Source organism: Hyphomicrobium sp. (genome assembly GCF_036262015.1).
In the GTDB taxonomy this organism is placed as follows: Bacteria; Pseudomonadota; Alphaproteobacteria; order Rhizobiales; family Hyphomicrobiaceae; genus Hyphomicrobium_C.
Window position 1 is genome coordinate 369,383 of record NZ_DATAJR010000008.1, and the last position, 18,561, is coordinate 387,943.

Sequence of the window (18,561 nt, forward strand, 5' to 3'; positions counted from 1 at the left end):
CGTTATCCGCCCACCCCTCGTCTAATCTGTTCGATGGAAACGCTACTGCGTCGGAAGCTTTGTGCTCATGATCGGCGTGACTACGCCATTCACATGATACGTGTGGCACAAGAGACAATCCTGCCGGGCCATAGTGCTCGTGTGGCAGGTCTGGCAGAGATCCCTTTTCACATCGCCGAAGTTGGACACGAAGCTTTGTGGATTGCCCTGCTCGTAGCTCTTCAAATACGGGCGGTCTTTTTCAAGCTCATGGCAGCTCAGACAGCCGCGATTCTTTTCCGCCGAGCCGGCGCGACTCTCCAGGATGCCGAAATGCGGCTCATGGATGAAAGTCGTGAAGCGCCCCTGTTTGCTATCGACCTTGGGCGGGGAGAAGTTGACGATCCGTCCTTTGCCCTGGATGTCGTCGACGCTGTGGCATTTCGTGCATGAGCCCTGAGCGTCTTTGCTCGTCAGCAGATCGAAGACAGACGCCGCCGGGCTCGTAGCGCCTTTCGGCGATTGGGGACCGGTTAGGAAGAGCCAAGAGTAGATGAACTTGTCCTTGTGGCCGGTGGGGCGATAGAAAATCGTATAGTCCTGCCGGTACCAGCCGCCGTATTCGGCCCAGCTCTCCGGATCAATGTCGCTTTCGATGCTGATCACGGGCGCAGCTGCCCTGGCCTCTGCTCCCGTCTTGGAGGCAGCAGCACCTTCAGCTTCGCCATGGGGCGCCGCGCTTGCGGCATCGGCTTTTCCGGCCGCTCCTTGAGGCTCGGCTGCTTTTCCGCCGTCCGGGTTGCCGGCCTTCATTGCGCGAAGCTCTTCCTCTGTTGGAAAGAGGAGATCGTCTGTTTGGTCCGCTCCCTTGCCCTGAGGTTGTTTGTTGACGGAGGGCGTTTCATTTGCGCCGCTGGCGTCCGCTTTCGACGTCTCGGCTGGTGCGGCCGGTCCTTCAGTCTGAGCCGGTTTTTCGGTGTCCTTGGTCTCAGTTTTTATCGCGCGCGGCTGTTTGTCGGCTGAGGGCGATTTCTTGTCGTCGGCCTTCGTGTTGGCCGGTCTCTTGGATTCGCTTTCCTTGTCGCGACCTTCGAGCGTGCGAGACGTCCCACCCGGCAGCGACCAGCGCCGTATGATCGGGCCGCCCTCGACTTCGCCTGCCGCTCCTTCGGACTGTGCCGTGTTCTCAGCAAACTTGATCCCGGCTCTCATCGGCGGAGATAGTTTTCTGGCGGAGTGCGTTTCCTGGCCGGCGCCAAGCTTGGCCTTCTCCGCTGCCTCGGGCTCGTCACCCTTGTCCGCTGGCTCGTTGGATACGAGACACTGACCAAAGAGGCGCACGGTGCAAACCGGTGGATCTAGCTTGGCTTTGGCGGGCTCTTCGCGCCCAGCGGCTTCCGTGTCCGAGGCAGACTTCTTTTCGGACGCTTCCGTTTCGTTCGAGCTTGAGTTCGTGGGCTCGGCTCTTGTGCTGCCACTCTCAGACGGAGGCGTTTCTCTTTCCGCAGCGTCTGCGTTGCGCTTCGCGGTTGTCGGGGGTGCATCCGAACTCAGCTGTTTCTCTTGAGAGGATGATGCTTTCGAGTTCGGCTCCGTCGTCACCGCGCTCCAGCCGCTTTGACTCTGATCGCGCGTATTCGATCGACTGACCATTTCCGTGGCGAGATTGGGTAGCCATTGCTGTTGTGCGCCGACGATCACATCACGCGGAAGGCTCGCGGTCAGATCTGCAACGAGAGCAGTGCTTAGCTTCGCTCCGCCGCCGACATTGAAGTCTCCCAGCACGTCCGACGCTTTTCCTTTGATCAGCGCATAGAAGAGCCTCTTGATCTCCCAGGCCAGGGTTGTCACCGCTTTGATTTGATCGTCGCTAGCTTTGGTCAGATCCTGCAGGTTCAGGCTGTCCACGGTCTTTATCAGAGTACGGCCCCGCTCATCCCGGCTGATCATCAGCTTCATGAATGGTGTGAGCGCTGCGTCGGACGCATCCGGCCAGTCGCCGATTGAAGCATTCTTCTTTTTGAGCGTTGCGACGTCGAGGCCAGGAAGGCTCAAGAACGCAACTCCCTTCGGGCCGCTCACTCGCTCCTTGCCAACGATCTGGTCAAGGTGGCAGCCGGTGCAGGTTTTCTCGAACGGCGCTACAGACATGACCCGTTTGTCGTCGCGACTATCGTGGCAGGTCGAGCAGGTATCGGGAATGCGCCGCGCCGGATCCTTCTTCGCCACGTCCGGGTAGTGTTTGCCGAAATGGCCGGCATGGTCGTAGATGATCCGAGTTCGCCGCTTGAACGGATAGGTCTCGAATTTCGGGTGATGGCCGTCGAAGCTGTCGAACTTCACCACGTGGCAGGATTGGCACTGCTCGTTGGAGATCTTGCTCAGATTGAAATTGATCCCCTGATGCTCCTGATGACAGGTCGCGCAGTAGAGGTCTCGCGAGACCACCTCATCTGTCGGGAAGGCGATGTTCTGCGCGCGGGCCGATTGCGGCTGCGGCGTCTCGGCCGCGATTTTTGCCAGCCGCTTGGTGCTCTGCGTTAGCACGTCGGCCGAAGCGCCGTGCGCGTTGAAAGCCGTGTCCGGCATTTTGTGGCAGGTGAGGCAGGCCTTGCTGTCGGCCGCCGGATCGCCCGCGACGAGGCCGTGAACCCAGCTCAATTTTCCGGTGCCGCTCTTGGTATGGCAGGCGCTGCACGTTTCGATCCCGCCGTGGGCGCTCGCGAGGGGCCCCGGCATCAGGACCTGGGTGCCCTTGGAAAGAATGAAGGCCGCGCCCAGGCCGACGAGGGTCACGAGCGCGAGCAGTATGGCGAGACGGTCGCGTAGGGCATTGATGGGTGCTGGGCTTTCGGCCTTTGGCGACAGAGCCGATCTGATCCGTCGCCACATCACCAGGCCCCCGCTGAAAAGGCGTAGGCGACGATGACGTGCAACACGGTCAGCACGATCAGCGCGTAGGTGACGGGCACATGCACGAAGAGCCAGGCCTTGCTGAGCCCGAGATGAACACGCGCGAAATCGAGCCTGTCCTTCTCGACGACGAGGCTCTTGATGGCAGCCAGCTTCTCCTGGCTTGGTTGGTCGACATAGCGTGACAGGATGTCGATCTCGTCGGTCAGCCGCTTGAGCGGGCGCTGGGAGCCGATGAGATGGGCGGTGAGATTGCGCGGTCCGTTGAAAAAGTCCCGCAGGTGGGCGGTGTAAAGATCGATGATCCAGGCGTTATGGGGGAGTCCCGGTAGGGGAAGCTGAGCGGCGGCCGGATCGGATTCGGAGACGGCGGTGTGGAGATTTCGCGCCAGCTCGGCGCGCAGGCCTGGGATGCGATCATAGGTGATGCCGCTGTCGATCCGGCCTTTGCTCGTCAGCGACCAGGCGAGATAGGCGCCGAAAATTCCGCTCAGCGTCACAAGCACGAAGCCTGCCCAGAGCGCCCATTCGAAGCCGGTGTCCGGCAGTGAGAAATCGGAATGCGAGAGGAAGGCGGCGATTAGCAGATAGCCGAGAAAAATATGAATCTTCCGCCAGCGTATGGCGGATTTCGGCGACAGCGTGGCCCGCTTGATGGCGATGTGGAAATAGAGCTGCACGCTCATGCCGCCGGCCAGCACCCAGCCGTCGAGGTAGCGCGGGTCGCGCAGCCCGTTGCCGTAGATCCAGACGAGCCAGAATAGGCCCCAAGAGACGGCCGCGATTAAGAGGCCCTGGGCTATCAAGCTGGTGAGATATCTCGTTGAGCCTGCGTCGATCGAGGTGTCGGATCTCACAGCAGCCCCCCAAATTTACTCAGTGGCTTTCTCAAGCCGTCGGATCTCGCTGCTTGCTAGGTTCAATTGTCGGGCTTCCTCGCCGTGCCCTTGAATTTCTCTGGTCCTGGAATCAGGCTGTCGAGGCCGGACATGGTGCTGCCGTCGTACTTCTCGGTCATGATCGTGATCTGGTTCGAGATGCTGTCTGCGGCAGCTGTCAGAGAGCGTTCATTGTTCAGCTTTAGTCCGGCTGTATGGCTCAGCTCGACTATCCTGGCGATTTCCGGAACGTTCGGCGCCGCTTTCGCGGCAGCGGCGAGTTGTTTGCGCGCGCCGTCGGCACGCTTGGCCATCTCGAACGCATAGGCCTTCCGCACGGTCGCCTTTCCAATGGCGCGCAACGCTGTCTCGAGCTCGACGCCAAGGCCGATGAGATAAAGCATCCGCTTGCGCGCGGCGTTGGCCGGTACGTTCTCTCGACCCTTTGAATACCAAGTGTTGTGCAGCACCTCTCCCTGGGACCAGGACATCAGTTCGAAGGCGCTGCCGGCCTTGTGCCCCCCTTTGTTTACGAGGTCTTCCTGCGGCACGACGTGACAGGCGTAGCAGTTCTTGGCCAGCAGGTAGAACGATCGCGGCCTTATCATCCCTTTGGAATCGGCAAGCTTCCAACGCTCCTTCTCCTCAACCTTGCTCTCGAATAGCGTTGTCTTGCCGCTGAACCCGCTGTGGACCTTGATCCAGTCCTGTCCGGCACCGTGACAAGATTCACAGGAGATGCCCGCGACCGGCTCCTCCCTGTTGTTCTTCTGCTGCACGGTGAAATGGCAATTCAGGCACAAGCTTTCTTGCCGAATGCGCCGCACGCCCATTTTGTCAGCGATCTCGTTGGCCTTTGAGTTGCGCGGCATCTCCCGGTAGGTTTTGAAATGATGCGTGCCCTTCCAGGCCTCGGCCTCCTGCTTGTGGCATTCAGCACAAGCATTCGGACCGACCGTTTTGGCTGCATCGGAGGCGACAGCGCCGTACGCAGCAAAACCCACGATGATCAGCAAACAACCGAGATAGAGCACGGACGACCGGAGCGGGGCCGTGGGCCCCAAGCGGATCGACCGAAGGCTATGCGCGCTCGAAACGATAATGACTACTCACCCCGTGCTTCTGCCATCCCGTACCGCAGCATCGGTGGTTCCCGCCGATCGTCGACGCGGTCGGGAGTGAGGTGGCCCAACTTCCGGTTGGTGGGCACCGTGAACCATTCCTTCGCGCGCAAGAGAATGCTTCCTTCAATCCTGTCGTCGCCAGCCGGCAGGAACGGATCCGCATGGCAGATCACGCCGTTGCGTGCCGCGATCGATTTGATCGCGTCGACCATCCCCGGCGCGCCGCAGGCGTAGAGCACATCGGTCGGCAGCAGGTCTGGAAGATAGTCGGTTGGCCGGCCGGGTTTCACTGCCGCGAATTGAGTCTGCGGTGTGCTGCAGACAGGTACGACGACGACGTTGGGGAAACTTGCGAGCTGCACGAGAGCTGGGCCCATGTAAAGTGACTCGATGGCGCGACCGCCCGCGATGATCATCATCTTACGTTTTGGGTTCTCGCGCAGCGCCGCGACGGCGATCGACCAGATCGGCGCAAAACCGGTGTTGGTGGCGACAAGAACAAGCCGGCCGTCGATATTGGGCCTGAAGTGTGCCGAACCATAGGGTCCGGAGAGCTTTACCCGATGGCCGGGCATGATGCGTTTGCCGAACGATGAGGTAACACGTCCTTGCTTCATGAGCCGGACATGGAGCCAGACCGAACTGCTGCTCGGATTTCCACCCAGGGGAAGGGTGATGCTGAAGGGACGGCTTGGATATCCTTTGAAGCGCACCTGTACATATTGTCCCGCATGATAGGGCAGTGCGCGGTCCGTTCTGATGCCGACTTCCATCACTTCGGGTGACAAGGTGCGCAATGAACTCAGTACGCCGTCCACCGTGCGAACACTCGGCGTCTGACGCTTCTCTATCACCGCATCGCCAATCACCCGGCACTGACAAGCATGAACGAGGCCCGGCTCCGAGCCTTCGCCGCCTTGCACTTCGCCGGACACCAGCCGAACGCAGCAGGTGCCGCAGTGGCCGGCGCGGCAATCATAGGGCAGGCTGATGCCGTTGCTCAGAGCAGCGTCCAGCAGCAGCTCGCCGCGGCGCGCGGGAAAGCTTTTGCCATTGATTGTAATTTGGTGGCGGCTTGGCATTTCAACTTCCCGGAAGGCTTTTGCGCGGATCGATCCTAACGCGCTCTTACAAAGACAATCTGGCGAAAAGAGAGAGACAAGCAGGCGAGAGAGTGATCTGCGGAAAATCCCTCTGATCACAAGGTGGGCGGTTCAGAGAAAATCATTTATTCCCGTGACCCCAAAATTCCACAGTTTTGGCTGTTACCTGCCATTTACCGCACTGCCGGGAGTGGCATCTGCTCGAATTCGCAATTTCCATTTCTCTCGTTTTTTCATCTGATTGGCTGTGGTGCGGCTGTAAGCTGAGTAATTATTTGTCTCAAGGTTTGCATTTTTAGTCTTTGATTTTACGTGCCTTATGTCGGCCCGCTTCCGGCATCATTCTGCTGTTCAGAAAACCCGAATGGCCGAGTGCGAACGTCGCGCGTTGGTGCAGATCGGGATCCCGCCTGTAAATCTAGTAAGAGCGTAAGGCGATGAAGCGGATATCCGACATTTCGGTTCTTACCTGCGTTTTGACGTGCGCCGCGCTGATAAATGCGACGTGGCCCGATCGGGCTGTTGCAGACGGATCGAGCGGGTCAGGGCGGAGCCAAGTCATTCAAAATCGGGCTGTCTTTCAGCTTGCAGAGAATAATGAAACGGTCCCACCGTCCGGCGCGAAGGCTGCGCCGGAAGCGCCCATAAAAGATGACAAAAAAAGTGGGGGCGGGGAAAAAGATGTCGATGGAAGACGTGCGATCATCGACGCGAAACCTGATGCCAAAGGCGGCGAGCCAAAGCTATCTCCGGATGCAGAGGCGGAAGGTCATGGAGAGATGTCCGTGCTCTCCGCGGCAGCAAAAGCGTCGAAGGGCAAAGAAGCTCCTATCCCCGCGGTCGACGAGAAGACCCTCTCCCTTTATCCCACCGCTGCGCAATGTGGTGAGTGCCACAAGCAGATCTATGAGGAATGGTCATCGTCGCAGCATGCTTATGCGTCGATCTCGCCGATGTTTCATAAGTTCGAGCAGAAGTTCCAAGACCTGACTCAAGGTACGGTCGGCACCTTCTGCGTGCGCTGCCACCAGCAAGTCGGCACTCAGCTCGGCGAAGCGCGAGAAACGCCGCTTTGGGAGCGCAGTCAGATCTCACGCGAAGGCGTGACATGCATCACCTGCCATCGGGTCAAGGAGCAATACGGCAAGGTCAACGGTGAGCGCCGTGTCGAGCCGGGCAAGATCTACGAGCCCGTCTACGGCAGCGGCGAAAAGAGCGTGATCAACGACGTGCTCGCTAACAAGGAAACCTACTCGGTCAAAACCAGCAAAGACGGGCGCGGAAACGACATCCACAAGGGCATGATCACGAACGATCAGATCACCAAATCGGAGTTCTGCGTCAGTTGCCACCAGGTCGCCGTCAACCTGGGCATCAAGCTGGAGATTGTCTGGGATCAGTATCGCGACAGTCCGGCACGCAAAGCCGGCGTCTCCTGCCAGGACTGCCACATGGGCAAGGTCCCTGGAAAGCCCTCAGGCTACGCGACCGCTCCTTCCGCCATCGTCGGCGGCAAGGAGGTCAACCCGGGACGCAGGCATGCCAATCACCGCTTCATCGGCCCGGGTTATTCGATCGCCCACCCAGGTATCTTTCCTCACAACACGAAGGCCCAGGCGATCAGCATGAAGGACTGGCTGCAGTTCGACTGGCGCGCCGGCTGGGGCACGACCGCGTTCGAAGACAAGGTCGCGGACGGCAAGGTCAAGGCCGCCTTTCCCAAGCGCTGGGCCGATGCGCTCGACCGCGAAGATGCGCGTGAGATCATCGACGAGAACCTCAAGAAGCTCGACGAGCGGGATGAGCTCAGGCGGCAGGTTATGGAGAACAGCAGCCACGTCGACGGGCCCTTCATCGAAGGCACACCGACGGTCGGCAAGGACCTGGCGTTCTCCTACAAGATCAAGAACACCAATACAGGTCACAACCTTCCGTCCGGCTCACTGGGGGCTCAGCCTCAGCTTTGGGTGAACGTTGCTCTCCTCGATCCCGAGGGCAAGAACATCTGGGAGACCGGCTACGTCGACGCTGACGGCAACATGGCCGATCTGCACAGCCTTGAGGTCGCGGCCGGGCGCATCAAGACGGACCAGCAACTGGTTCATTTCCAGACCAAGTTCCTGACGACCAACGTGAAGGGCACGGACCGCGAAATGTACCTGCCGGTGAACTTTGACATCGATCCGCTGCCGCATCTACGTCCGCCGCAGATCCCGACCACCGTTCTCAATCACCCGCCGCTGGTGCGCATGGAGAACCACTCGCTCACACCACTGGGTGAGAAGCAGGCCACGTATCAAGTGCCGGGTGACTTGATCACGAAGCCGGGCAAATACCGCCTCGCGTTCCGCATGCGGAGCCGTGCCGAGCCGATCTACTTCATGCGCTTCGTCGGTTCCACCAAGGAAATGGAGCAGAGCATGAACGAGCGGATCATGAATTTCCACGCTTTCGCGGTGGAGCTCGAAGTGAAGGGTTAGCGCGGTTTCGAGCCTCGAAGGGGGCTGAAGGCGCGGATCACTCTTCCCCACAGTTCAGAGCCACGACGTGGAGTTTCCATGATTTGTAATGCGTATTGTGCCAGGACAGCGACCTCCGCCGTTGCGCTGATCGCAAGCGGTCTCCTCGTGTCCGGTACGAGCGCCGTGCCCGCTGCAGCCGAAGGAAGCGGCGAGGGGGGCTGGTTGACGCAAGTGTGGACTGGGGCGGCCAGGCTCGGCGCCGCTGACGATCAAGCTGACGCTAAAAACGCAGACGCTTCAGCCGAAAAGACGGTCAGCGCCGAAGGGGAGTCTGCGACACGCGACGCAGACGCAAAGACGGGCAAGGACGGTACGGCGCGCAAGAAGGCCAGCAGCGCCAAGAAAAACAAGGAGGCCAAAGCGGGCCACGGCGCGTTCCTGCCAGATCCAAAATACAACGCGAACTACAATGCCGAAGGGCAGGTCGATATCTATGGCGGAAAGAGAGCGGTCGAGCCACCGCGTCCGCCGATCGAGATTGGCCGTCAGCAATACACCTCCGGGGCCTACGATGAGAGCAGCACTTTTCTCGGCGAAAAAAATCCGCTCCTTCCCGGCCTCGCCGTCTACGGCGATTGGCGGACCGCGGTTGCCTACAACAACAACAACGGCAAGGACATCGCTCAGGTCGCGACGCGGTTGAACCTCGACGTTGATCTCAAGATCACCGGTACGGAACGCATTCACGCGTTCTTCGCGCCGCTTCAGAAGGCCAACAAAGAATTCACCCGCTTCGAGTTTGGCGGCGCTGACGGCAATGGGAGGTTCAACGACGAGTTCGACCTCAATCCGCAGACGCTATTTTTCGAGGGAGACTTCGGTTCGCTCTATTCGGGGTTCTCGGGGCAGGAAGCCAGCTTCGACTTGCCGTTCACCGTCGGTCTCTATCCACTCTTCCTGCAGAATGGCATCTGGGCGAACGACGCAATCCTCGGCGGCGCAGTAAGTCTGCCGGCAAAGAACTCCGCGGCACTCGGTCTGGCCAACTTCGACGTCACTTTCTTCGCCGCCTTCGACAACGTTGACAACGCGGGCATCATCGGAGCGGACAAAGGCGACAACCACAACGCCAATCTTTTTGGTGCGACCGCCTTCATCGACGCCTTCGATGGCTACATCGAAGCGGGTTACGGTCTGATCCAGGGCCGCGACGATCGAGACGGCCTGCTGACGCACTTCCTGACCGCCGCCTACAGCCGCCGCTACTATAACACTCTGTCGAATTCGACCCGTGTTTTCGCGAATTTCGGCGAGGACCCTGACGGAAACAGCGACGGTCTGGCCATCATTTCAGAGAATAGCCTGATCTCGGGCTTGCCGAGCACACTGCTTCCCTACGCCAACTTCTTCGTTGGCTTCGGCAACCCTCAGCCTCTGGTCGACGGCAACGGCGCCGGCATCCTGAAAAATGTCGGCATCAACTTCGAGACCGACGCGCTGACCGGTTATCCGAAGCTCGATGATACCGGCTCCAACGCCTTGGGCGGTGCGGTTGGCCTACAGTATCTCTTCAATCTCGATCAGCAGCTGGTGTTCGAAGTGGCCATGGTGCAGCCCTTCGAGGATGACGGCATCGGCACCAAGGACCCGCAGTACGGCTTCGGTGTTCGCTATCAGATCCCGATCGACAAGGCTTGGCTGTTCCGCGCCGATGCGACGTATCAGATCCTCGATGGCGGAGATGAAGACAATTTCGGCATCCGCGCGGAAGTCCGTCGGAAATTCTGATCGCTATGCGAGGTGGCTCATGAGTCGTCGGAGTTTGTTCGCTGCCATTCTGGTGACTGGATTTCTGGCGGTTGGCTTCCTGACCACCACCCCCTTGGGCAATTCAGCATGGGCTGGGGCGTCCGTTCAGAAATCTCGCGAAAGCGGCAGGAATTATGTGCTTGAGAGCGAACGCCGTGTCCGGCGGCTTCGCATCCCCCTCCCGATAGGCCCAAGCTATACCTACTACGATTATCCCTACTACTACAGCCGCGGGTACTACCCGACGCACATAGGGGGCTATGTCTACTATCCCTCTTTCAGACGCGCCCGTTCTCCGAGATACGGCAGCCGATGCTCCAGCCAGAGATGCGTCGTCCAAGCGGGCTCGAGCCGAGGTCACGTGTCACGCCGTCAGAGGAGGGCTTGCAGATGTCTTTAACTGTCCTGGGCTGGCTTCTCATTGTCTCTTCAATCGCGCTATCGGCGCTGTGCATTTTTCAGCTTCGATCGGCGGACTGGCGATGGGAGCACTTTTCCCTCGAACTTGGTTCGCCCCCCGAAGATATCGGATCCCGGTTCAAGTTCGGCAAAGCCAACGTTGGGACTGCTGGCCCGCTCATCATGGTGGCAGCGGTCCTTCTCCTCGTTCCAATCATTGGCGCCGCCACATCTCATCTGGGAGATCATCGTCGCGAGGAGACCGGTTCAGAGGACACGGATGAGGGGATGCTTGCGCGGCTCGAGGACTACACGCGTTCGATCGAGGCGGAAAAACCCGCACGCAAAGCGACAGCCGGCGATCTGCTGCCTGATGTGAACACGATGATCGAACGGCTGGCGGCCCGGCTTCGGAGCGCGCCGGACGACGTCCAAGGCTGGCGGACGCTTGGCTGGTCTTACTTCAACACCGGGCTCTACGGCGAAGCAGCGAGCGCCTATGCGAGGGCGGTGGAGCTCGATCCGAACTCCGCCGAGATCAAGGCTTCCTATGAGGAAGCAAAAGCAAAGGCCTCCGAAGGCAGTGACCCAGCAATTGGCTCGCCCATACAACCGGAAGCCGTCGGCGAGGTCGGTGACGTAGGACAAACCGTCAAGAGTGCGGCCAAGGCGGAAGCGTCTCCCCCGCATGAGAGTGACGTTTCGATCCGATCGATGGTCGATGGCTTGGCAAATCGCCTTGAGAGTTCTCCGCGAGACGTCGAGGGCTGGACCCGCCTCATGCGCTCGCGTGTTGTGTTGGGGGAAAGAGAGATTGCGGAAACGGCGTTCCGCAAGGCGCTTGAGGTCTTCAAGGACGACTCGGCGGCATCAGCCAATATTACAGCCGCGGCAATTGAGCTCGGTCTGAAGGTCGAGTGATTGAAGGGCCGATGTCGTCTCTTCGTGGATGTGAAGTGCCGCTGCGGCGCCGTCGAATGGCGTTCTTACGCCAGCAGATCAACGAAGGCCAAATCCAGACTATCTCTTTGATTTTAAAATAGAATGTTGGTTGCGGGGATAGGATTTGAACCTATGACCTTCAGGTTATGAGCCTGACGAGCTACCGGGCTGCTCCACCCCGCGATACCGACATCACCGACCTGACATGGCGCCCGGTATCCGGGTTCCTGTCACATCGTCTCGAACGATCCGGCCAGCTTGGCTGATCTGGGCCGCGCGGCCCTATGGCCGGGCCGGCCCGTTCGAACGAGCCGCCAGCGGGGCGGCTCGGGAGGGTCTATAGCATGATTTTTGGCTTTGTGAACCCCACTCGGACTTGGCCTTGCCGCGGACGTGGATTACTCACCAACATTCGGTGCCCGCGACCGATTTTCTCAAGCGCGTCCAGGGCCACGGCCAGGAACTTTCGTATATGCTCGACTCCGTTTGAGCGGCCAGAAATCTGAGGCGAGATCCCGCAGGCATGACCACAGCCGACCCTAAACGAGCCGCCCGACCCGGGGACCAACAATCCGGCGCGGGGCTCGAGGAAACCTTCGTCCTTCTCGACAACAGCACCGGACGGGCTCCCTCTCTCCTCTTCTCCGAACCGACCGAGATCATCTCCGCCTCGACGCCGGAGGAGGTTCCGGAGGCCATGGCGCGATTGGAGGCGGGCACGAAGGCGGGTTTGCACGCGGCTGGGTTCTTTGCGTACGAACTTGGCTACGTCCTCGAGCCCAAGCTCCGCGACCTGCTGCCGGAAGGGCGCAATGTGCCGCTGCTTTGGTTCGGCCTCTACAAGACCGCGAAGCAAATGTCGGAGACCGAAGTCGATCGCTGGCTTTCGACCCACACGCGCAGCGGCTCCTACCAGTTCACGGCGGTCAACACGGCGTGGGACCAGGCGGAGTACGAAGCCCGTTTCTCCGCGGTGCAGGACAAGATCCGCGCCGGCGACATCTACCAGCTCAATCTCACCTTCAAGGCTCGATTCCGCCTCGAGGGCTCGCCGCTGACATTCTATCGCGACATGCGCCAGCGGCAGCGCGTCGCCTACGCAGGTATCGTCGATACGGGCGATGTGACGGTGCTGTCCGCCAGCCCAGAGCTCTTCATCGAGAAGCAGGGGCGCGTAGTTTCGACGCGGCCGATGAAGGGAACGTCGCCTCGGGCCGGAACGCCCGAAGCGGATGCGGAAGCGCGCCGTGTGCTCTCCAGCGACGTGAAGCAGCGTGCCGAGAATTTGATGATCGTCGATCTGATGCGAAATGACCTCGGGCGTATCGCTGAGGTCGGCAGTGTCAGCGTCACCGATCTCTTTACGGTCGAGACGTTCCGGACACTGCATCAGATGACCTCGGGTGTGCGCGCGACTCTCACGGAGGGCGTCGGCATCGCCGATCTCGTCCGTGCCATCTTCCCACCGGGGTCGGTGATCGGCGCTCCCAAGATCCGCGCCATGGAACTGATCCGGGACTACGAGACCGTGCCGCGCGGCGTCTATTGCGGTGCTATCGGACACATCTCGCCCTCTGGCGGAGCGCTCTTCAATGTCGCGATCCGAACGCCGGTGATTTTCCGCGATGGACGCGGCGAGATGGGGATCGGATCCGGCGTCGTCTATGACTCCGTGGGTGCGAAGGAATACGCCGAGTGCCTGCTCAAGATGAAGTTCCTCACCGATCCGCCGAAGAGCTTCGAGCTGATCGAGACGCTGCTTCATGAAGCGGGGATGGGCTATTGGATGCTGGATGGCCACCTGAAGCGCTTGCGCGCGTCCGCGGCCTATTTCGGCTATGCGTACGATGAGGTGAAGGTTCAGGACGCGCTGGATCGCGCGATCGCGGGGCGCGGCAATGAACGCTTGCGTGTACGCCTGCTGCTGGCCGAGGACGGGAGCACCACTGTCAGCGTTGCCGAACAGCCCGCGCAGATTCCGGGCGCTGTGATGAAGTATGTGATCTCAGATACGCGGCTCGACAGTACGAACGCGTTTCTCTTTCACAAGACGACACGGCGCGAACTCTATGATCGCGAGTGGCAGCACTATTCCGAGACGCTCGGCTCTGACGAGGTTCTCTATCTCAACGAGCGCGGAGAGCTGGCGGAAGGAAGCCGCACGAACATATTCATCGAAAAGAATGGAAAGCTTCTTACCCCGCCGCTGGCCACGGGCCTCTTGCCGGGTGTGCTCCGCAACGAACTCATTGCGAGCGGAAAGGCCCAGGAGGGTGTGTTGACGCTCGACGACTTGAACCGAGCCGAGGCTGTCTTTGTCGGGAATTCTGTGAGGGGGCTTGTGAAAGCTGAGCCTTTGCGGCCGTCGCGCTGACCTGCCAATCGGGAGGTCCGTAGGTGAATCCGGCTACGTACGGCTACGGATTCATCGAATTAGAAAAATTACAAATCTCTCGGCGGTGCTCGGTCGCACGCGGTTGCCGAGGCATCCGTTAATTGGAGCTGTTCTCGACGCCGGACTGAGGCGGCGAGATCGACGCCGTCTCGGGGGCGTGGCCATGAATAGCCGCCACCAAGAACACGATGGCTGCAAGCGTCAGAACGACGGCCAGCGCGATTTCACGTGCTGATCGGCGCGCGCGTTCGGCAAAGGGGCCAGACTGGAGTTTGCGTATCATCATGAACCGCAATTTGCGCAAGGACACTCTTGTAAGCCAGAGTGCTGAACGCCGCGCGACAGATAAGCACAGCGATGTTGCGCAAGATCAATCAGGCCGAATTCTTGAATCCGGCAATGGCGAAAGTGCACCGCAACATCAGAGTAATCGCCACTCAGAGGCCGCGCATAATGCATCCGAATATCAGAACCAGCTGGGCAACCACGAGCACCCAGAATTCTTGACCTGTGATGTAAGGAATTGATGCGCTGAAGAAATATGTCACCAGCGCGAGCACCGTCAGGATGACCGAGAGCATGTAAGTCAGGATGCCAGGTGCTTTGAGTGCCATAATGTCGTGCGCTCCCTCGCGACTGCGATATTTCGTTTACGCTGATGTGCGCCGCAGCACACAGAATCGAACCGACTCGTTATGTTCGGCTTATAGCAGGGGTCACCCCCTCTGACACGCGCATCACAGCAACACCTCCCCACCGAGAACGCTGCTGCGAGCGGAATGCCGCTCCTTAATTCTCGTGGCCATCTCGTTGATTTTCCTGTAGTTTGATCTCTGTCTTTACAGGAAGAGGAACGCACTTTCTTCCGAGGCGTTGGTTGTGACGCTCCTTAGGGTGGCGGCATCGGTGGTCGCACCGGCTGCATAAGGGAGACGAAAATGTTGCGCTCTGGTCTTGTTGCGTTCTTTGGCGCTGTGTTGTTGTGGGCGCCCGGACATGCGCTCGCTTACGATCCGCTGGTTAAACAGAATTGCAAGGCGGACTACCTTGCGCATTGCAGCCAACACACTATCGGAAGCGAAGGCCTTCGGACGTGCATGCGGAACGTCGGGGTTCGTTTACAGCCTGGCTGCATCTCGGCGCTGATCAAGTCCGGCGAAGTGGCAAGCCCGAAGGCGGCCGGCCCCCAACCGGTGAAGGCCAGCGCTACCGCCGCCGCCGCCGCGTCGGCAGAGCCGTCAAAGAAAAGCGTGACGTCCGCGCAGACAATACAGGCATCGAAATCCACGTCCAAGCAAGGTGCCAAGACCCAGGCGACTGCGGCTTCGAAGCCGGCGGCGCAGGCCAAGCAGGTCGCGGGATCTCAGAAGGTTTCTCAATCGAAGAAGAGCGCGGGCTCGAAGCCGACCGCTCAGTCCAAGCCGAGCCTTGGCGCGAAGGGAGGGCAATCCAAACAGCTCGTGAGCTCGAAAGGCTCGGTGCAGTCGAAGCCGATTGCGGGGCAGAACAAAGCAGTCCTGACCAAGCAGGGCGGGGGCGTGAAACAGGCGTCCTCATCTCAGCAGGGCGTTGGATCGAAGCAGATGACCCAGGCCAAGCTGGCAGCTGGTTCGAAAAAGGCAGCTTCGAAACAGGGTTCAGGTTCGAAGCAGACACTCCAGGCGAAGAAGAATAGCGGTTCGAAGCAAACGGCGCAGTCCAAGTCGGCTGCGGGTTCGAAGACGTCTGCTCAATCCAAGCAGAACAACGGCACGACGCAGACTGCGCTGTCGAAGCAAGGCCAAGGTGGGACCGCGAAGAAGACGGCCCAGTCATCGGGGGCAGGTTCCAAAAAGACGGGTTCGTCGAAGCAGAGCACGACTGCAAAGCAGTCGGGAAAGTCTCCAGCGTCGGGCTCAAAGCAAAATGCCCAACTCACGTCTAGCCCGAAATCGACACAGGGTGCGAAGCTCAAGAAGGCCGCGGCCTCTCAGCAGAACGCGAAATCGACGAACAGCAATTGATGCGTCAGGTTCCACGGGGTTTCGCGCGCGCGGTCGGTGCGGCGCTCGCGGGGTCGTCTGGCCAGGGATGGCGCGGATAACGTCCTTTCATGTCCGCTTTGACCGCCGCCCACGACCCTGTCCAGAAGCCCGGCAGATCACGCGTGATCTGAATCGGACGATGGGCCGGTGAAAGCAGGTGGAGGGTGAGCGGCAGTTTACCGCCGGCAATTGCCGGGTGCGCCGTCAGTCCAAACAGTTCCTGGACCCGGATGTGAAGTGCGGGTGCGCCCGCGCCTTCATAGTCGATGGCATGGCGATTGCCTGTGGGGGCCTCGAAATGGGTTGGGGCTTCCTCCTCAAGGCGGCGCTTGAGCGACCACGGGATCAGGGTGTCGAGGGCTTGGCCGAGATCATCCGCCGCTATGTCCTGGAGTCTCGTTTTGCCGGCGAGGAAAGGGCCTAGCCATTCTGACAAAGCTGCCGTGAGCGCGCCGTCCGAGAGATCTGGCCATTCGCTCTCACCGGCGGCCCTCAGGAAGGCGACGCGGTCGCGAAGCTGAAGCTGCGCTTTTGTCCATGGCAAGCGCGCCACGCCCAGGTTTGCAAGGCCTGCGGCCAAGGCGATCTCGACTTGGGGGCCGGCCTCTGCGGCTCTGGGTTCGCTCGCAAGTTCGATGGCGTCGAGGCGGCGGACGCGGCGTGCGCGGACCGCCGTGGCCTCCCGGTCGAACGTCATCTCGTCCCGTGTGGCGATGCGATGCCCCGCGAACGCCAGGATGTCGGCTTCGCTGGTTGCCGCCGCGAGAACGATGCGCGTGGCGGCGGCCGTGCCTTGCATCTCGGCCACAACCAGGAACGGCGCGCGCGCTAGGCTGTCGGTGGCATCCAGGCTCGCGCCGCGTCCGTTCGCCAGCAAGTACTGGCCGCGCGACCCCCGGGCCTTGGCGATGCGTTCGGGATAGGCGAGGGCCAGCAGCTCGGCCGTCGAGGGCCCTGCTTGACCGGAGTGCGCCTTCCGCTCGGATTTGACGGCGGACGCTGCTGTTTTCGCCCAACCTTCGGCCAGCCGGCGCATCTCAGTGGCGCGCCGGGAGCGGTCGCGGCGGAAGGCTTCGAGGCGGTGGTCGAGCGAAGCGTCGTTGCCGCCGAGGCCGCGTTCGACGAGAACGGCCGCAATATCGGCAGCATCCGCTTCCGCGCCGCGCTTGGCGGCTTCGAGCAGCATGGCGGCCAGACGCGGCGGCAGGGGAAGTGCGCGCAGGCGGCGGCCGACGTCCGTCAAGCGGCCTGCATCATCGAGCGCGCCGAGCGCCTGCAATTCCTCGCGTGCTGCGTCGAGCGCGGCGGGTGTCGGCGAATCAAGCCACAGAAGCGTGCGCGGGTCGGTGACGCCCCACTCCGCGCAGTCGAGCAGCAGGGGGGCGAGATCGGCCGAGCGGATTTCGGGCTCACCAAACGCGGGCAAACTTGCCGTTTCGGCTTCGTCCCACAAACGGTAGCAGACGCCGGGCTCGACGCGTCCGGCACGACCCCGGCGCTGATCCGCCGAAGCGCGTGAAACGCGGACGGTGGCCAAGCGCGTCACCCCGACGTCGGGATCGAAGCGTGGGACACGCGAAATTCCGCAGTCGACAACGACGCGGACCCCTTCGATGGTGAGCGAAGTTTCGGCGATCGATGTGGCGAGAACCACCTTCCGTTGCCCCGGGGGGGCGGGTTCGATGGCCTGGTCCTGCTCGCGTCGGTCGAGCGCGCCGTAGAGCGGCGCGATGATGGCGGCCTTGGGATCCAGGCGTTCGCGCAGGCGCTCTTCCGTGCGCCGGATCTCGCCCTGGCCGGGAAGAAACGCAAGGATGGAGCCGGTCTCGGCTCGCAGCGCGCGATCGATCGCGTCTGCCATGCGGTCTTCGAGACGCGCCGTCGGATTTTTCCCGAGGTAACGGGTCTCGACCGGGAAGCTCCGGCCTTCGCTCGTGACGACAGGCGCGCCGTCGAGAAGCTCGGCGACTTTGTCTCCGGCGAGTGTTGCGGACATCACAAGGATGCGGAGATCGCTGCGAAGACTGCGCTGGGTGTCGAGGGCAAGGGCAAGGCCGAGATCGGCGTCGAGTGAGCGCTCGTGATACTCGTCGAACAAAACAGCGCCGATCCCTTCCAGCGTCGGGTCGTCGAGGATCATGCGCGTGAAAACGCCTTCCGTCAGGACCTCGATGCGCGTCTTGCGGGAAACGCGGGTTTCCAGGCGCGCGCGGAGGCCCACTGTTTCGCCGACCTCTTCGCCTAGCGTTTGCGCCATGCGCCGGGCGGCGCCGCGGGCTGCGAGGCGACGTGGCTCCAGGAGCAGGATCTTCCGGCCTTCAAGCCAATTCTCGTCGAGAATCGCCAAGGGGACCCGTGTGGTCTTGCCGGCGCCAGGCGGAGCAATCAGCACAGCCGACGGCTTGTCCGCCAATGCCGCGCGCAAGGGCTCGAGCGCGTCGTCGATTGGCAGAGCAGGAGAAAATTGCCGTAAGGAGCGGGAGGGGGAGTCCGTCATCGTGGCGGGCTTAGCACGCTTCCCCAGCCATGACGA

At 60.9% G+C, this 18,561-nt stretch carries 12 protein-coding genes and 1 tRNA gene; 5 read left to right on the top strand and 8 right to left on the bottom strand.

Annotation, left to right across the window (positions count from 1 at the left end; all coding sequences use genetic code 11):
* Positions 1-42: 42 nt before the first annotated feature.
* From VHO05_RS10470 to VHO05_RS10485, 4 genes are all read right to left on the bottom strand, one after another.
* Positions 43-2,871 (bottom strand): hypothetical protein, encoded by a 2,829-nt coding sequence (locus VHO05_RS10470; protein WP_329646525.1) that lies wholly within the window; start codon positions 2,869-2,871, stop codon positions 43-45.
* Complete coding sequence (locus VHO05_RS10475; protein WP_329646526.1) at positions 2,871-3,749, bottom strand: hypothetical protein; 879 nt, start codon at positions 3,747-3,749, stop codon at positions 2,871-2,873. Before VHO05_RS10475 ends, VHO05_RS10470 begins: the two co-directional genes overlap by 1 nt.
* A 62-nt stretch (positions 3,750-3,811) precedes the next feature.
* Positions 3,812-4,834: a cytochrome c family protein gene (locus VHO05_RS10480; RefSeq protein WP_329646527.1), complete on the bottom strand. Its 1,023-nt coding sequence runs from the start codon at positions 4,832-4,834 to the stop codon at positions 3,812-3,814.
* A gap of 41 nt (positions 4,835-4,875) precedes the next feature.
* On the bottom strand, positions 4,876-5,976 hold the full coding sequence (locus tag VHO05_RS10485) for a 2Fe-2S iron-sulfur cluster-binding protein (RefSeq protein WP_329646528.1): 1,101 nt from the start codon (positions 5,974-5,976) through the stop codon (positions 4,876-4,878).
* An 800-nt stretch (positions 5,977-6,776) separates the two neighbouring features.
* Here VHO05_RS10485 and VHO05_RS10490 point away from each other — a divergent pair.
* The 3 genes from VHO05_RS10490 to VHO05_RS10500 all read left to right on the top strand — a co-directional run bounded on the left by VHO05_RS10490 (position 6,777) and on the right by VHO05_RS10500 (position 11,588).
* Positions 6,777-8,477: a multiheme c-type cytochrome gene (locus tag VHO05_RS10490; RefSeq protein WP_329646529.1), complete on the top strand. Its 1,701-nt coding sequence runs from the start codon at positions 6,777-6,779 to the stop codon at positions 8,475-8,477.
* Positions 8,478-8,555: 78 nt separating this feature from the next.
* A complete protein-coding gene (locus VHO05_RS10495; protein WP_329646530.1) occupies positions 8,556-10,247 on the top strand; it encodes a hypothetical protein in 1,692 nt (563 codons plus the stop codon).
* Between the two features lie 411 nt (positions 10,248-10,658).
* A complete protein-coding gene (locus VHO05_RS10500; RefSeq protein ID WP_329646531.1) occupies positions 10,659-11,588 on the top strand; it encodes a tetratricopeptide repeat protein in 930 nt (309 codons plus the stop codon).
* 127 nt (positions 11,589-11,715) lie between these two features.
* Here the strand turns inward: VHO05_RS10500 and VHO05_RS10505 are convergent.
* Positions 11,716-11,792 (bottom strand) — tRNA-Met (locus tag VHO05_RS10505).
* Between the two features lie 340 nt (positions 11,793-12,132).
* Between VHO05_RS10505 and pabB the strand changes: the two genes are divergently transcribed.
* On the top strand, positions 12,133-13,983 hold the full coding sequence (gene pabB, locus VHO05_RS10510) for an aminodeoxychorismate synthase component I (RefSeq protein WP_329646532.1): 1,851 nt from the start codon (positions 12,133-12,135) through the stop codon (positions 13,981-13,983).
* Between the two features lie 118 nt (positions 13,984-14,101).
* On the opposite strand, the gene VHO05_RS10515 is transcribed toward pabB, so the two are convergent.
* Complete coding sequence (locus VHO05_RS10515; RefSeq protein WP_329646533.1) at positions 14,102-14,290, bottom strand: hypothetical protein; 189 nt, start codon at positions 14,288-14,290, stop codon at positions 14,102-14,104.
* A gap of 151 nt (positions 14,291-14,441) precedes the next feature.
* Positions 14,442-14,618 (bottom strand): hypothetical protein, encoded by a 177-nt coding sequence (locus tag VHO05_RS10520; RefSeq protein ID WP_329646534.1) that lies wholly within the window; start codon positions 14,616-14,618, stop codon positions 14,442-14,444.
* Positions 14,619-14,942: 324 nt separating this feature from the next.
* On the opposite strand from VHO05_RS10520, the gene VHO05_RS10525 reads away from it, so the two are divergent.
* A complete protein-coding gene (locus tag VHO05_RS10525) occupies positions 14,943-16,007 on the top strand; it encodes a hypothetical protein (RefSeq protein ID WP_329646535.1) in 1,065 nt (354 codons plus the stop codon).
* Positions 16,008-16,011: 4 nt separating this feature from the next.
* Here the strand turns inward: VHO05_RS10525 and hrpB are convergent, their stop codons facing one another.
* Positions 16,012-18,525: an ATP-dependent helicase HrpB gene (gene hrpB, locus VHO05_RS10530; protein WP_329646536.1), complete on the bottom strand. Its 2,514-nt coding sequence runs from the start codon at positions 18,523-18,525 to the stop codon at positions 16,012-16,014.
* Between the last annotated feature and the right edge of the window lie 36 nt (positions 18,526-18,561).

Excerpts from the sequence above, each read along its gene's own strand:
- VHO05_RS10490 (WP_329646529.1), top strand. The coding sequence starts at position 6,777 with ATGTCCGTGCTCTCCGCGGCAGCAAAAGCGTCGAAGGGCAAAGAAGCT.
- VHO05_RS10525 (WP_329646535.1), top strand. The coding sequence starts at position 14,943 with ATGTTGCGCTCTGGTCTTGTTGCGTTCTTTGGCGCTGTGTTGTTGTGG.
- VHO05_RS10495 (WP_329646530.1), top strand. The coding sequence starts at position 8,556 with ATGATTTGTAATGCGTATTGTGCCAGGACAGCGACCTCCGCCGTTGCG.
- VHO05_RS10515 (WP_329646533.1), bottom strand. The coding sequence starts at position 14,290 with ATGATGATACGCAAACTCCAGTCTGGCCCCTTTGCCGAACGCGCGCGC.
- VHO05_RS10520 (WP_329646534.1), bottom strand. The coding sequence starts at position 14,618 with ATGGCACTCAAAGCACCTGGCATCCTGACTTACATGCTCTCGGTCATC.
- VHO05_RS10500 (WP_329646531.1), top strand. The coding sequence starts at position 10,659 with ATGTCTTTAACTGTCCTGGGCTGGCTTCTCATTGTCTCTTCAATCGCG.
- pabB (WP_329646532.1), top strand. The coding sequence starts at position 12,133 with ATGACCACAGCCGACCCTAAACGAGCCGCCCGACCCGGGGACCAACAA.
- hrpB (WP_329646536.1), bottom strand. The coding sequence starts at position 18,525 with ATGACGGACTCCCCCTCCCGCTCCTTACGGCAATTTTCTCCTGCTCTG.
- VHO05_RS10470 (WP_329646525.1), bottom strand. The coding sequence starts at position 2,871 with ATGTGGCGACGGATCAGATCGGCTCTGTCGCCAAAGGCCGAAAGCCCA.
- VHO05_RS10485 (WP_329646528.1), bottom strand. The coding sequence starts at position 5,976 with ATGCCAAGCCGCCACCAAATTACAATCAATGGCAAAAGCTTTCCCGCG.